The sequence below is a fragment of the Faecalibacterium sp. BCRC 81149 genome, assembly GCF_022750605.1.
GTDB lineage: Bacteria > Bacillota > Clostridia > Oscillospirales > Ruminococcaceae > Faecalibacterium > Faecalibacterium duncaniae.
The window spans coordinates 101,854-115,545 of record NZ_QXJA01000005.1; the positions used below are offsets into that span (position 1 = coordinate 101,854).

Consider the following 13,692-nt stretch of genomic DNA (forward strand, 5'->3'; position numbering starts at 1 on the left):
CTTATTCTGCAGGCGTGTCCGTTTTTTTGCGGAGCGGACGGCGGCGGGCAGCGTTCTTGAGAAAATCGTTTCCGCTGGGTTCGGCGCGGTCCACCCGGAGGTTCCGGCTGGCACCCATCCCGGCCACCGGGCCCCGCACATCGTGGACGGTGCGCAGGCCCTTGGCGTTCCAGGTCTTGAGGATGCTGTTCCAGTACCAGAGATCCCGCTTGGGTCCGGCCTGTACGGCGGCTTCCTGCACCATGGCATCATCGTAGCCGTAGACCTCATACCAGCGGGCAATGGCCTTGCGCCCGCCAAGGGTCAGCTCGGTGTCAGCAATGCCCAGCAGGCCGCTGACGTACTGCTCCCGCTGGGCGCGCAGGGCCAGCAGCTGGAGGTGTGCATCGGCCTGTTCGCCGGTCTCCACACCCTCGGCCCGCCAGACTTTCAATTCGTGGCTGACGGCACCCATCGTCCGCTTGCCCCGGCTGGCCACATAGGCCACGCAGAGCATGACGGTCTCGGGTGCAAAGGCCTCCTGCACATAGAAGTTTACCAGCTTTTCCATTTCGGGGTGGGTCAGCGGGCGGGCAAAGCTGGTCTGGGCGCAGTCGATGAGGGAGGAGATCATGGGGTCGGTGCGGCTGGCCGCAGCGATCTCGCTCCAGGTCATGGGGGCAGGGGCTGTGGGCTCCTCGCCCGGGGCGGCGTTCTCCTCGTACCGTTCCAGCAGACCCGCACCGGCCCAGAAGGACAGTGCACTCTCGGCGGTCATCTTGCTGCGGAGCTTTAAGTCGGCGCAGAGCTTCTCCGGGTCAGTGATGCCGGTGGCCAGCACATACAGAGCCACCCGGACGTTATATTCCTCCGCAATGCCCAGCTTGGAAAAGACCAGCTGCGGCACCGGGATGGTGTCACCCTTGAATTCTTTCAGTCGATAGATCATGGTGCACCTCAGTGTTGTGTTTCGGCATCCGGTTCCGGTGCGGGCGGTGTCCAGGGTTCGCAGTCCAGGATGGACGGGTGGGCGCTCCAGCGTTCCGGTTCGGCGTTGTAGGCATCGTTCAGATATTGGGCGACTGCGGTGCGGCCCTCCTCGGTCATCGGGAAGATCTCCCGCCGCCGCAGGGCCGGGTCGGTCTTGTCCAGCGTCCACGGCTCGGGCCAGAGATCTACCGTGAGGATGGCTTCTTCTTTTTTGGCCTCCTCGCCGCCGTCCGGGTCGGGGACAGAGCGCTTGCCCGGGGTGATGAGGTAGCGCATCCCGTCCTCGTTGCCGCTGAATGAGTTCTTGTTCTGCAGGTAGTGCAGCATGGGCACAAAGATCATGTAGAATTCCTTCCGTTGTGATAATCTATCTTTCATTATAAAGCAACTGGCGCAAAAAGCAAGTTTTTTCCGCCTGCCGCGTTCCGACAGAAAAAACTGTTGACAAAACCGCTGCACTTTGCTACACTAATGGAGCAGTCCTGCAGGGTTAGCTCATCCGGTAGAGCGACTGCTTCCCAAGCAGTAGGCGGCGGGTTCGAGTCCCGTATCCTGCTCCAAAAAATAGCGCTCCAACGTGTGGTAAAGAACATGTTGGGGCGCTTTGCATTTTGATGTACTTTTGGCGGGCGGCTTGTGCTTTGCCGGAAAATATGGTTCAATAGAGGAAAACAGACGGGAACGCACAGCGACCAAGACAAAACGAGGTGGACACAATGAATCTGAAAGAAGCATTCCGCTATCAGAACAAGCTGCAGGCCCTTTTGGACGAGGCCCAGGGCATTCTGGACTGCGATTCCAACGTTACCAAGGTGGCAAATACCTATCTGCGCCACAAGGTCATGGCAGAGGCTGAGGACGAGACGATCCTGGACCTGCCCCAGACTGAATACGCCCAGCAGATCACCGATATTGCCCGGTTTATGCTCTATCTGCTGGAGGAGAAGGGCCGCCTGTTCGCTGCCATCCGCAAGGCAAAGGATGCGCTGGACATGGATATGGACAGCGAGGTCAGTTTGAACGCTGCGCGGCAGAGCGTGGCGCGCACTTTCAAGCGAATGAATGACCTGCGCAGCTCCGAGCAGCTGCTTTCCGGCGGCGGTACCGGCTACCGTTTCAATGCGGAGGGAAACCAGATCGCCTACCGCTGTGATGTGAAGCGGGTGACCACCATCAACTACGACCGCAAGGTCATCCATGCTGCTCTGGGCAAGCTGAACCGGCAGGCGGACGAGACCTCCAACCGGATCGACCTGTGCCTTGTGACCTCCCGGGTGGACTATGCAGTCCCCTTTGATGTGAACGCCAGCTTTGCCGAAGCATTTGAGACCTATCTGGAAAGCACTAATGCCTGAATGAACGCTCCACCGGCCATTTTGGGTGCGGCAAGCGCCAGGTGCGCGGCTGCCGGTTCAGGTGCAGATGAACGATAACGCTGCACAGTTCCGCAAGGAAGTTTCGGTCCGGTTCACCTTACGAGCCAGCATAATTGAAAAAATCTTGCGTTCGGCTTTTCCGCCACCGCCAGACGCTTTTCCGCCGAAACCGTCCCTTGCTCTTTCCCGCATTCCTGCTACCGTGCTTACGTCTCCATGGGCAGGCAGGCAAGCCACCCTTTCTGAATTTGCCCCGCAGACTGCTGCGGGAGCATTTTTCCGCCTGCGGGGCGGGTGCACTGCATCCCCCATTTTGCAGGCAGAGCAAATGGCAGAAGCTGCCCTGGATGCTTGCCGTATCCAAAATGGCCGGTGCAAAACCGGAGGGATAAGCGATGAAGTGCTGCAGCCCCGGCGGTAAAAAAACTGCCGGGGCTGCAATTCTTGGAGGGAGTCGTTCGTATTCCAGACAAAGCAACTGAATTTAGACAAAGACGAGGTATGATCATGTCAACCAAACCGATTCGTCCCGCTGCCGCAAATTGCATTGACCTGAGTGCAGCAGCACTTCATCTCATTGCCATGGCGCTGATGCTGATGGATCACCTGTGGGCGACCCTTCTGCCGGCGCAGGACTGGCTGACCTGTGCCGGGCGGCTGGCGTTCCCTATCTTTGCGTTTATGACAGTGGAAGGCTACTTTCATACCCGAAATCTGAAGCGTTATGTCCTGAGGCTGCTGTTGTTTGCACTGCTTTCGGAAGTGCCCTTTGATCTGATGTACGGCGGCACTTGGTTTTACCCGGTGCACCAGAATGTCATCTGGACGCTGCTGCTGGGGCTTCTGGGGGTGCATCTGATGGAAACGGTGCGCAAAAAGCAGAAAACAGGACTGTACCTGCTGGTGGCTGCCCTTGTGGTGGTGGCGGGCGCGGTACTAGGCACGCTGGGCATGGTGGATTACTACGGTGCCGGTGTGCTGACCGTGTTCATCTTCTACTTTTTCCACGGACGCAAGTGGTGGTGTCTGCTGGGGCAGCTGGCGGCGCTGTATTGGGTCAACGTGGTGCTTCTGGGCGGGCTGATGTACCCCATCCGGCTGTTCGGCATGGAGTTTGAGCTGTGTCAGCAGGGGCTTGCGCTGCTGGCGCTGGTGCCCATCTGGCTGTATCGCGGGCGGCAGGGCTGCCACAGCAAACCGTTCCAGTATGCCTGCTACGCCTTTTACCCGGTACACATGCTGCTGCTCGTGCTGGCGCTGAATTTCGTGAACCGATAAGAACGCAACTGTATCCCTGTGGGCATGGATGCCTGCAATCTGATGGTATCCCGGGGGGATCTATTCTGCACTTTCCTGAGTCTGCTCTGTGGGCTTGATGGTCTTGACCTGCAAGGTGAAATACAGAAGATGGCAGACCCACACCACGATAATGCAGATCCTGCCGATGGGAGCATTTTTCATACAAAGAAAACCGATCGCCATGACAGCGGTGACCATTGCAATGATCTTGCATTTTGTTCCTGCTGTCATGGCTTTTTTCTGCACAAAGCTGTCAAGAAGCATTTTGTGTGCGCTTTTCTGCGGAACGAAAGCGTGGTATACTGAATGGAACACCCGCAGGAGGTAAAATGCCCCATGAAAAAAGATAGATCGTTCCGCCCGGACCGGGTCCTCTCCTATTTCAGGGCGGAGTGGTTCCCGCTGCTCCTTGTGACCCTTTCGGGCCTTGTCTATAACATCGGTTTGCTGGCCGCGCCGTGGTTCGAGGGCCGGTTGGCCCAGTGTCTGGCGGATATCCTGGGCGGCAGTGAGGCCGCTGCCCAAATGGCGCTGCTGGTGCTGGCCTACATTGCAGTCACACTGCTGGTGCAGGCGGCGCGCTTCATCAAACGCTTTTATGTGCGCCGCTTTGCCAACAACATCAACCGCCGGATGAAGGGCATCCTGTACGCCAATCTGGTGCGGCAGAGCCGGGCAGCGCTGGAAAAAGAGGGGGCCGGTGAACTGATGACCAAAGCCATCTCCGATGTGGACGACTGTGTGGAGGGAATGCGCAAGTTCACCACGGAGGTGTTCGACACCGGTGTGGCGCTGGCGGGCTATGCGGTCATGCTGCTGGTATACGATTGGCGGCTGGCGATCTTGGGCCTGCTTTTTACTCCGGTGTCCTATGTCTGCGCGGCAGGAATGAAAAAACCGGTGCAGCGCGCCGGTGCAGCTTATAAAAAGGCCGCCGGTGCCCTGAGCAGTGCCACGCTGGACCGTGCCCGGAATGCCGTGACCTACCGCATCTACGGCTGCGAGGAGGCCCGGATGGAAAAATACGAGGAGGCCCTGAGCCTTTATGAAAAGACTGCCGTGCGGAACAACGTGTGGCAGTCCGCGCTGCCGCCGCTTTATCTGGCGGCATCCGAGGCAGGGACCCTCTTCATCCTGTGGTTCGGCGCAAAGAATGTGCTGGGTACTGGCTGGAACCACTGGGATATCGCCGCCTTCACCACCTTCCTTTCCTGTTTCACAAAGCTGGTGGTCAAATCCTCCAAGGTGGCCAAGCTCTTCAACGCGGTGCAAAAGGCGGAGGTCTCCTGGAAGCGCATCAGACCCCTGATGAAAACACCCGAGCAGCTGGATGCCCTGCAGATCCCGGCGGCACAGGATGTGACGCTGAAAGAACTCGCCTTCTCCTATGGCGAAGAGCCTGTCTTTTCCGGCCTGAGCCTGACGGCCCATCCCGGCGATATCATCGGCATCACCGGCCCGGTCGCCTGTGGAAAATCCACCCTTGGCCGCGTGTTTCTTTGTGAAGCACCCTATCAAGGCTCGGTCTGCTTTGGCGGCAGGGAACTTTCCACCCTGACCCCGCGCCAGATCGCCGCCACGGTCGGGTATCTGGGCCATGACCCGGAACTGAGTGCCGACACCGTGCAGAATAATGTCCTCTGCGGCAGCGAACAGGATGCCATGCCGTGGCTTGCAGCCGCTGCCCTGAAGGAGGAAGTGCTGGCCATGGAAAAGGGTACGGAGACGGTCATCGGCAGCGGCGGCACCCGCCTTTCCGGCGGGCAGGCACAGCGTCTGGCATTGGCCCGGACGCTGGCCCATCCCCGCCCGGTGCTGGTGCTGGATGACCCCTTCTCGGCACTGGACCGCAGCACCGAGGATGCGATCTTTGCCGAGCTGCAGGCGTATGCCAGGGATAAGGTGGTGTTCCTGATCTCCCACCGGCTGTACCATTTTCCGCAGATGCAGCAGATCATCTTTATGGAGGGCGGCAGAACCACCGTTGGCACCCACGAGGAGCTGATGGAAGCGGTTCCGGTCTACCACCAACTGTATGAAAGCCAGACCGGCCTGAAAGGGGGAGAGGGCGCATGAAAAAGAAAAATGATCACGGCGTGTTTGCTGCCGTCCGGATGGCAGCGGCTTCGCACCGCCTTCTCACGGTGAGCACGGTGCTGTGTGTGGCAGCTTCGGTGGCGGCATCCCTGCTGCCGCCCCTGCTGCTGGCCCGGGTCATCGACCGTCTGACCGCGGGCCTCCCGCTGCCCTTTCTGGCCGTGCTGCTCTACTTCGGCAGCCTTGCACTGGAAGGTGTGCTCACCTCGGCGCAGGAAAGTCTGTTGGTGCTCTTTGGCCAGAGGATGACCCATGCCCTGCGCTCGGAGATGTCCCGGAAGCTGAGCCGCCTGCCCGCCGGTACACTGGCAGAGCAGAACCCCGGCGAGGTGGCTGCCCGCTTTTCGGGCGATGTGGACACGGTGGAAGCCCTGTTCACTTCCGGCATCATCAGCATGGCAGCAGATGCCTGCCGCATCGTCTCCATCATGGGGGTCATTGCGGTGAAAAACACCGGCCTTGCGCTGATCCTGCTGCTGGTGCTGCCGCTGTTTGCCGTGTTCACCCGTTATGTCCAGAAGCGGATGCTGGCCGCGCAGCTGGACAACCGCCGCGCGGTCGCCGCGGTCTCCGGGCAGGTGCCCGAGACTCTGCACAACATCCGCACCATCCGGGCGCTGGGTCTGGAGGATTACATGGAGCGCCGGTATGACCGGTGCATCGGTGACAGCTATGCCGCCATGGAGCGCACCAATTTTTATGATGCCGTCTATTCGCCGGTGGTGCTGCTGCTGAATGCCGCTGTGGTCGGCATCGTGATGCTGCTCTCCGCTTCGGGGAACGCACAGCTCCTGACCCTGTTCGGTATGTCGGTGGGCACTTCGGTGGCCGTCATCAACTACATCTCCCGCATCTTCGCCCCCATCGAAAGCCTGGGCATGGAGATCCAGACCATCCAGTCGGCCATGGCGGGTGTCAGGCGCATCGATGCCTTTCTCGACCAGCCGGAGCGCAGGATCCCTTCCGCGCGCAGAGAGGCTGCCCGGGGCGATGTGGAATTTGCACACGTCACTTTCGGCTATGGGAAACGGCACGTTCTGAAGGATTTTTCCATGACCGTGAAACAGGGGGAGCAGGTCACGCTGGTGGGCCGCACCGGTGCGGGCAAGAGCACCGTGTTCAAGCTCCTGCTGGGCCTGTATCAGCCGGAGACCGGTACGGTGACCATCGGCGGCGTGAAGGTGGGGGACATCACCGACCGGGAGCGCCGCACCTGCATCGGCTGTGTGGAACAGCATTTCTCCCGCGTGCCGGGCACCGTGCTGGAACAGATCACGCTGGGAGACCCGCAGATCACCGGGGAAATGGCAAGGGATGCCGCCGCACTGGCCGGGATCGATGCTGCCATCCGTGCCCTGCCGGAGGGCTATGACACCGTCTGTACCGAGGGCATCTTCTCGCAGGGCGAGTGGCAGCTGCTGTCCATTGCCCGTGCCGCCGCCGCAGACCCCGCCGTGCTGCTGCTGGATGAGATCACCGCCAATCTGGATGCCGAAACGGAGGCCCGCGTGCTGGAGGCTCTGCGCCGTGCCTCCGCGGGCCGCACGGTGCTCTCTGTCTCCCACCGCGTCTATGAAAATCTTGGCGGCAGAACGATCGAGATCAGGACCCAGGAATGACGTATGATAAAAAACGCCCCCTGTGCGCCGCAGCAGGCACACAGGGGGCGTTCTGGTATGCTCAATTCTTTTCGATGTAGACGCTGGTGGAGGGGAAAGCGAAGTCCACGCCGTCTGCCTGCATCACGTCCATGATGTTCAGGTTCAGATCATTCTGCTGCTGCAGGAAGGTGGCATAGACGTTGGTGGTCAGGTAGGCCGAGATGAGGATGTTGATGCTGGAATCGCCAAAGCTGGTCAGCCGGACGATGTTGGTGCCCTTGTTGGTGTAAGGGCTGTTGTCCAGCATGGCCTGCAGGTCAGCCATCAGTTTTTCCAGCTGGGCACGGGTGGTGCCGTAGGTGACACCCAGCGTGAACTTATAGGGCCGCATGGTGCGCAGGGCTGTGTTCTGGACAGTGGAGGCGCAGATCTGGCTGTTGGTGATAATGACCACGCTGTGGTCCATGGAGCGGATGCGGGTGGAGCGGAAGTTGATGTCGATGACCTCGCCCTCCACGTTGCCCACGGTGATCCAATCGCCGATGGAAAAGGGTTTGTCCAGCAGGATGACGATGCCGCTGAACAGGTTGCTGGCGCTTTCCTGCGCGGCCAGCGAGATGGTCAGGCCCACAAGACCGGCACCGGCTACGATGCTGCCGATGGGGAAGCCGACGATCTGCGCGCAGGTGGCAACACCCAGAATGATGACCAGCACTTTGTAGGTGGTGTCCAGCAGGGAGCGCAGGGTCTTGTTGCTCCGGATCTCCGGGCTGCAGGAGGCCAGCAGCAGGTCGGCTACCTCAGAAGCGTTGTACAGGCCCTGGCAGAACAGGAGGGTCGTTGCAATCTTATAGGCCGTGAACAGAAACTTTGTCAGGCCCGGAATAGCCCACGGCAGGCTGGTCAGGGCCAGGTACAGGCCGCTGTAAAAAGCCATCCGCTCCAAAGGGCTCTGTAAGCTGCGCAGGAGGATGGGCGTGGCGGCAAAGTGCCAGCTGCGGGCCTGCAGGGCGGGAAAAATCTTCCGGCGCAGCAGCCAGCCGAGCAGAAGCCCCGTAAAAACGATGACAGCGGCGCAGACAGCCCGGGCAGCCAGCGCCCACCAGCCCTCCAGCAAAAAAGGCCCGATCTCGAACCCGAGGTCACGAACGGTAAAAATCATGGCAAAAAGCTCCTTGTATCAGAAATTGTAACATCCTGTCCCACAGTATACCATATCCGGCCCGTGCAGGGCAAATAAAAAAGGGGTTGACAAGGCGGAGCAGCCGCGTTATACTCTTGGCCAGAAAGTTCGTTTCAGGGCGGGGTGAGATTCCCCACTGGCGGTACAGCCCGCGACCACCCGCAAGGGTGCTGACCCGGTGAGACTCCGGGGCCAACGGTATAGTCCGGATGCAAGAAACGGCAGGCAATACGATTTGTCTACGCGCCCTGTTGCAGTGTTTGCTGCGGCAGGGCGCGTTTTTGATTGTCTTCCCGGTTCCGAACCATGCGAAAGGGGCTTTCCAATCTACGATTTGGGGCAAAACGCCCCGGGAGGATATTACCATGAAGAAAAACACGACCCACAACCTGACCGTTGCCGCCATGCTCAGCGCGGTGGCCTTTATCCTGATGTTCATCGAGTTCCCGCTCCCGATGCTCATCCCGTCCTTTGTCAAGATGGACTTCTCCGACCTGCCTGCCCTGCTGGGTGCCTTTGCCCTTGGCCCGGTGTACGGTGTGATCATCAGCTTTATGAAGAACCTGCTCCATGTGGTCATCAAGGGCACTTCTACCGCACTGGTGGGTGAGCTGTGCAACTTCATGCTGGGTGCGGTGTTCTCCGCATTGGCCGGTTACCTCTACAAGCACCACAAGAGCCGCAAGAACGCCATCATCGGTGCCGTGGCCGGTGCCGTGGCCATGGCCCTGTTCAGTGTGCCGTCCAACTACTTCATCACCTACCCGGCCTACGTCAAGTTCTACCACATGCCGCTGGAAGCCATCCTGGGTATGTATCAGGCCATTCTGCCCTCTGCCAACAGCCTTATCAAGTGCCTGGTCATCTTCAATATGCCCTTCACTCTGGTCAAGGGCCTGCTGGATGCCCTGCTCTGCATGTTGATCTATAAGCCGCTCTCTCCCATCCTGCATGGCCGGAAGTGAGTGATAAAAAAGAAAGGACGCGAGAGCGTCCTTTCTTTTTTGCTTTTATCGATTTGATTTAAGACAGTGCGCCCTTTTCCAGCCACTTGCCCCGGGCAAGGCGGAGGAGGAACAGCAGGCCCCGGATGCTCAGTTCGCAGCACATGGCACCCCAAACGCCCATCAGGCCCAGCCGGGGAGCCAGCAGGAACGCCAGTGTCAGCCGGATGCACCACATACTGAATATGTTCAGCACAAAACAGGAGGTGCTGTCGCCCGCACCCTGCATGGCACCGCTGGCCACGATGGAGGCACCGAACATGGGCTCGGCCCAGGCTTCGATGCGCAAAACCTGAGCGCCCAGAGCGATGACAGCCGCATCGGTGGTGAAAAGGCTCATCAGGGCCGGGGCAAAGATCCACAGGCCAACGCCGGAAAGGGCCATGACACCCATGCCAAGGCCGGTGCACAGCCAGGCAAACCGCTTGGCCATATCCTTCCGGTTGGCACCCACGGCCTGGCCGATGAGGGTGACAGCTGCGCTCTGGATGCCGTAGCCCGCCATGTAGCACAGACCCTCGGCGTTGACAGCCAGGCTGTTGGCGGCAATGGCCACGGTACCCAGGCCGGCCACGATGCGCACTAGCACCACCTGCGCCAGAGAGATGGCGGCGCGCTCTCCCGCCAGAGGGCCGCCCACCCACAGCAGGTTCCGCAGGCAGGAGCGGGTGATCTTCCAGGGGGCAGGCTTCCGGATGCAGAGGGGGCCTGCCCGCAGCAGCAGGATGGCCAAAGCCAGCAGGCCGCCCACCACAGTGGCCAGGGCGGTGCCCAAGGCTGCGCCGGGCACACCCAGCCCGGCACCCCAGACGGTGATGCCCCACAGCGTCCGGGTGGGGTTGATGAGGAAGAAGTTGAAGATGGCATCCAGCACGCAGACCAACACGCTGATGAGGCTGGCGGTCAGGGCGTTGCCTGCCGCCCGGAGGATGGAGAGGTACAAGCCCATGGCCATGGTGAAGGGCAGCGCCGCTGACCAGATGGCAAAGTAGGCTGTGGAGTTTGCCCGCAGGGAGGGATCAGCTCCCAGCCACCCCGGCAGAAAGGGGCTGATGCCCAGGCCGAAGAGAGCGGCACCCACGCCCAGGATCACATTGAAAAGCATGGCCTGCCGCAGTACGCTGCGGGCATCATCCTGCCGGTCGGCCCCCAGATACTGGGCGATCTGGATGGAGAGGGCAGTGTACAGGCCCACCAGAACACCGTGGAGCAGCCAGGTGCTGGAGCTGACGATGCCGATGGAAGCAGTAGCTTCTGCACCGATGTGGCCCACCATGGCAGCGTCGATGTATCCCATGGCAGTGACCACCAGCTGCTCCAGAATGGAGGGGATGCTCAGCGCCAGAGCCACCTGGGCCGTCTGGCGGGAGGGGATGGTTTCACCCTGCCGCATCCGGGCCGAAAGCTGTTCAAGTGAAAGTTTCATGTCTTCTCCTTTTTCTCCGATTTTCCTGTGAGACAAAAAAATACCCTCGAAAGGGCGTTTGTTCATTCATTATAGACAGGGGGGCGAAAAATGTCAACCCATCAGCCCATGGGGGAACCATTGCCCCAGAGATTGATTTTTTGGCCCGGGCGTGATACACTTCATCTGTATCCAGCAGTGAAAGAACAGGAACGGTCTCTGCCGCTCCGGGAAAGAGGAAAAAAAACTATGCTTCAACTGCTTTCTGGCAACCCGCGCACCGTGGATGCGCTGGGCTTTCTGCTTGCATTTGCGCTGACCGCGCTGATGGACTCGGTGTTCCACGATAAGCTCCCCCACGACCATGGCCGCGCGTTTGCCGTGAACGGCGAACTCTCCAAGGGCAAGGCCCGGGGCTCCGGCCTCATCTTCGTGCTCTGCATCGCACTGGTCACGCTGGCCGTGGTGCCTTTTAAGGCAGAGTACGTCATCTACACCGTCCTGCTCATTGCGTCCATGCTCTCCGGCTATTTTGACGATGCCGCCGAGACCGCCTGGAACGAGTACAAAAAGGGCCTGATCGATCTGGTCATCGCCGTTGTGGCGGGCGTGACCTACCTGAACTTCAACGGCACGGAGGTCAACTTCCTGAGCTGGAGCTTCAGCCTGCCCTATGCCGTCTACCTCATCCTCATCATCGTCCTGATCTGGGCCAGCATCAATGTGGTCAACTGCACCGATGGCGTGGACGGCCTTTCCGCCAGCCTTGCCGTGGTCAGCATCGGCACCTTCCTGCTGGCCTACTGGGAAGAGCTGGGGGATTACGCCACCGCAGGCATCGTGTTCATTGGTGCCTTGCTGGCCTACCTGTGGCAGAACGCCAAGCCTTCCACCCTGCTGATGGGTGACGCGGGCAGCCGCGCCATGGGCTTCTTCCTGGCCGTTCTGGCCCTCAAGAGCAGCCATCCCTTCGCCTTCCTGCTGGCCGCGCTGGTGTTCATCGTGGACGGCAGTCTGGGCATCCTGAAGATCAGCTTCAAGCGGTTTTTGCACATCTCCATCCTCAAGAACACCCTGACCCCGCTGCACGACCATGTGCGCAAGCGTCTGGGCTGGAGCGATGAGCAGGTCGTGGCCCGCTGGCTCATCCTGCAGGCTGTGGCATCCGCCTGGCTGCTGCTGTTGGTGCGGTAAAGCACAAAAAGAGATGCAGCGCCCGCACAGGAAAGCTCCTGCGCGGGCGTTTTGCTGTTCTGGTCCGGGAGGAAAGTTCCAGCTTCCGGTACAGCGTTTCCAGACAGGCTGGGGCACGAATTTCCTGCATGAGTTCACCTCATTTCTTTTGTTTTATTGTGCCATGTGTCACAAACAAATGCAAGCAAAACCTTTATAATAGGGACGAAAGTGGAGGAAAAACCAATGGATTCTATTTTTGATCTCGATCATCTGTACCGCACCTATTTCAAGATGGCGCTGCCCTCGGTGTTCGGCCTGATGGTGAGCGTGGTGTATAACCTTGCCGATACCTTTTTCATTGCGCAGTCCAACGATACGGCGCTGATTGCGGGTGTTTCACTCTGTGCGCCGGTGTTCACAGCCCTCATGGCCTTTGGCAACATCTACGGCCAGGGCGGCAGCTCACTCATTTCCCGCCTGCTGGGACAGGACGACCGTGAGGGCACCGGCCGGGTCAGCTCGTTCTGCTTCTATGTGGCCCTGACCACGGGCGTGGTGTTGGCAGCCCTGATGATGCTGTTCCGCGTCCCGCTGCTGGGCATTCTGGGTGCGACTGCTGAGACGATGCCGCACGCACAGGCCTATTACACCGTGCTGGCCATTGGTGCCCCGGCCACGGTGCTGAACTTTATCCATTCCAACCTCGTCCGCTGCGAGGGTATGGCCACCCAGTCCATGATCGGCAGCATCGGCGGCACGGTCATCAACATCATCCTCGATCCCATCCTCATCACCACAGTGGGCTGGGGCGCAAGGGGCGCGGCCATTGCCACCATTGTGGGCTACCTGTGCAGCGACCTGTACTTCCTGTGGCTGCTCCACAAAAAGAGCCGCTGCCTGTCTGTCAAGCTATCCCAGTGCCACGTCACGGGCAGGGAGCTGCAGCAGATTTTGGGCGTGGGTGTTACTGCCGCGCTGAGCAACCTGATGCAGAGCCTGACTGTCATTGTGATGAACCAGTTCCTGTTGCCCTACGGCAACGACAAAATTGCCGCCATGGGCATTGCCAGCAAGGTGAGCATGATCGCCCAGCTGGTGCTGGTTGGCTTCTCGTTCGGCGGCATCCCACTGTTCGGTTACCTGTACGGCGCAAAAAAGCGGGACGTGATGCGCAAGCTCATCCGCTTCTGTCTGACCTTCCTCGTCTCCATTGCCGTGGTGCTGTCCCTCATCCTCTGCCTGAATTCCGGGGCGCTGATGCGGCTCTTCGTGCAGGATGCCGGGATGATCGCCACTGGTGCGCAGATGCTCCGCTGGCAGGTCTACACCGCAGCCTTTGGCGGCGTGGTACTCCTGCTCACGGTGCTGTTCCAGGCAACTGGTAAAATCATACCGTCCTTCCTGCTCTCCATCAGCCGTCAGGGCGTGGTGTTTCTGCTGGCACTGGTGGTCTGCGTACATCTGTTCCAGTATCAGGGCGTGCTGATGGCTCAGGCTGTGGCCGACATCCTGAGCGCTGCGCTGGCCCTTGGCCTGCTGGCGGCCAGCCGCGATATCATTGCAAAACAGTAAACACAAAAAC

General features: G+C 59.9%; 12 protein-coding genes, 1 tRNA gene and 1 riboswitch. Of the genes, 8 read left to right on the forward strand and 5 right to left on the reverse strand.

What is annotated here, in order from left to right; translation table 11 throughout:
* Position 1 precedes the first annotated feature (1 nt).
* Positions 2–928 carry a DnaD domain protein gene (locus tag D3F01_RS07685; protein WP_097770565.1) on the reverse strand — a complete coding sequence of 309 codons (927 nt, stop codon included), beginning with the start codon at positions 926–928 and terminating at the stop codon, positions 2–4.
* Between the two features lie 8 nt (positions 929–936).
* Positions 937–1,311 (reverse strand): hypothetical protein, encoded by a 375-nt coding sequence (locus D3F01_RS07690; RefSeq protein WP_097770564.1) that lies wholly within the window; start codon positions 1,309–1,311, stop codon positions 937–939.
* A 142-nt stretch (positions 1,312–1,453) separates the two neighbouring features.
* Between D3F01_RS07690 and D3F01_RS07695 the strand changes: the two genes are divergently transcribed.
* The 3 genes from D3F01_RS07695 (at position 1,454) to D3F01_RS07705 (ending at position 3,623) form a co-directional block, all read left to right on the forward strand.
* Positions 1,454–1,529: transfer RNA gene (locus D3F01_RS07695), tRNA-Gly, on the forward strand.
* A 156-nt stretch (positions 1,530–1,685) separates the two neighbouring features.
* On the forward strand, positions 1,686–2,324 hold the full coding sequence (locus D3F01_RS07700; protein WP_156070210.1) for a hypothetical protein: 639 nt from the start codon (positions 1,686–1,688) through the stop codon (positions 2,322–2,324).
* Positions 2,325–2,852: 528 nt separating this feature from the next.
* A complete protein-coding gene (locus D3F01_RS07705; protein ID WP_242887601.1) occupies positions 2,853–3,623 on the forward strand; it encodes a TraX family protein in 771 nt (256 codons plus the stop codon).
* 60 nt (positions 3,624–3,683) lie between these two features.
* Here D3F01_RS07705 and D3F01_RS07710 read toward each other — a convergent pair whose 3' ends face one another.
* Positions 3,684–3,875 (reverse strand): hypothetical protein, encoded by a 192-nt coding sequence (locus D3F01_RS07710; RefSeq protein ID WP_242887604.1) that lies wholly within the window; start codon positions 3,873–3,875, stop codon positions 3,684–3,686.
* Between the two features lie 105 nt (positions 3,876–3,980).
* Here D3F01_RS07710 and D3F01_RS07715 point away from each other — a divergent pair, with 105 nt between their 5' ends.
* Together D3F01_RS07715 and D3F01_RS07720 are read left to right on the forward strand one after the other, a co-directional pair.
* Positions 3,981–5,720, forward strand: a complete 1,740-nt coding sequence (locus D3F01_RS07715) for an ABC transporter ATP-binding protein (protein WP_242887607.1) — start codon at positions 3,981–3,983, stop codon at positions 5,718–5,720.
* On the forward strand, positions 5,717–7,360 hold the full coding sequence (locus D3F01_RS07720; protein ID WP_242887610.1) for an ABC transporter ATP-binding protein: 1,644 nt from the start codon (positions 5,717–5,719) through the stop codon (positions 7,358–7,360). The genes D3F01_RS07715 and D3F01_RS07720 overlap by 4 nt, the downstream gene beginning before the upstream one ends.
* A gap of 61 nt (positions 7,361–7,421) precedes the next feature.
* On the opposite strand, the gene D3F01_RS07725 is transcribed toward D3F01_RS07720, so the two are convergent.
* Positions 7,422–8,504, reverse strand: coding sequence for a mechanosensitive ion channel family protein (locus tag D3F01_RS07725; RefSeq protein ID WP_242887613.1), 1,083 nt, complete (start codon positions 8,502–8,504; stop codon positions 7,422–7,424).
* Positions 8,505–8,630: 126 nt separating this feature from the next.
* Positions 8,631–8,750, forward strand: a riboswitch (FMN riboswitch).
* A gap of 140 nt (positions 8,751–8,890) precedes the next feature.
* Between D3F01_RS07725 and D3F01_RS07730 the strand changes: the two genes are divergently transcribed.
* Positions 8,891–9,490 carry an ECF transporter S component gene (locus D3F01_RS07730; protein ID WP_242887626.1) on the forward strand — a complete coding sequence of 200 codons (600 nt, stop codon included), beginning with the start codon at positions 8,891–8,893 and terminating at the stop codon, positions 9,488–9,490.
* 58 nt (positions 9,491–9,548) lie between these two features.
* Here the strand turns inward: D3F01_RS07730 and D3F01_RS07735 are convergent, their stop codons facing one another.
* Positions 9,549–10,955: an MATE family efflux transporter gene (locus tag D3F01_RS07735; RefSeq protein ID WP_242887629.1), complete on the reverse strand. Its 1,407-nt coding sequence runs from the start codon at positions 10,953–10,955 to the stop codon at positions 9,549–9,551.
* A gap of 228 nt (positions 10,956–11,183) precedes the next feature.
* On the opposite strand from D3F01_RS07735, the gene D3F01_RS07740 reads away from it, so the two are divergent.
* A complete protein-coding gene (locus D3F01_RS07740; protein WP_005931988.1) occupies positions 11,184–12,128 on the forward strand; it encodes a phospho-N-acetylmuramoyl-pentapeptide-transferase in 945 nt (314 codons plus the stop codon).
* Positions 12,129–12,353: 225 nt separating this feature from the next.
* Positions 12,354–13,682: an MATE family efflux transporter gene (locus D3F01_RS07745; protein WP_242887631.1), complete on the forward strand. Its 1,329-nt coding sequence runs from the start codon at positions 12,354–12,356 to the stop codon at positions 13,680–13,682.
* Positions 13,683–13,692: the final 10 nt, after the last annotated feature.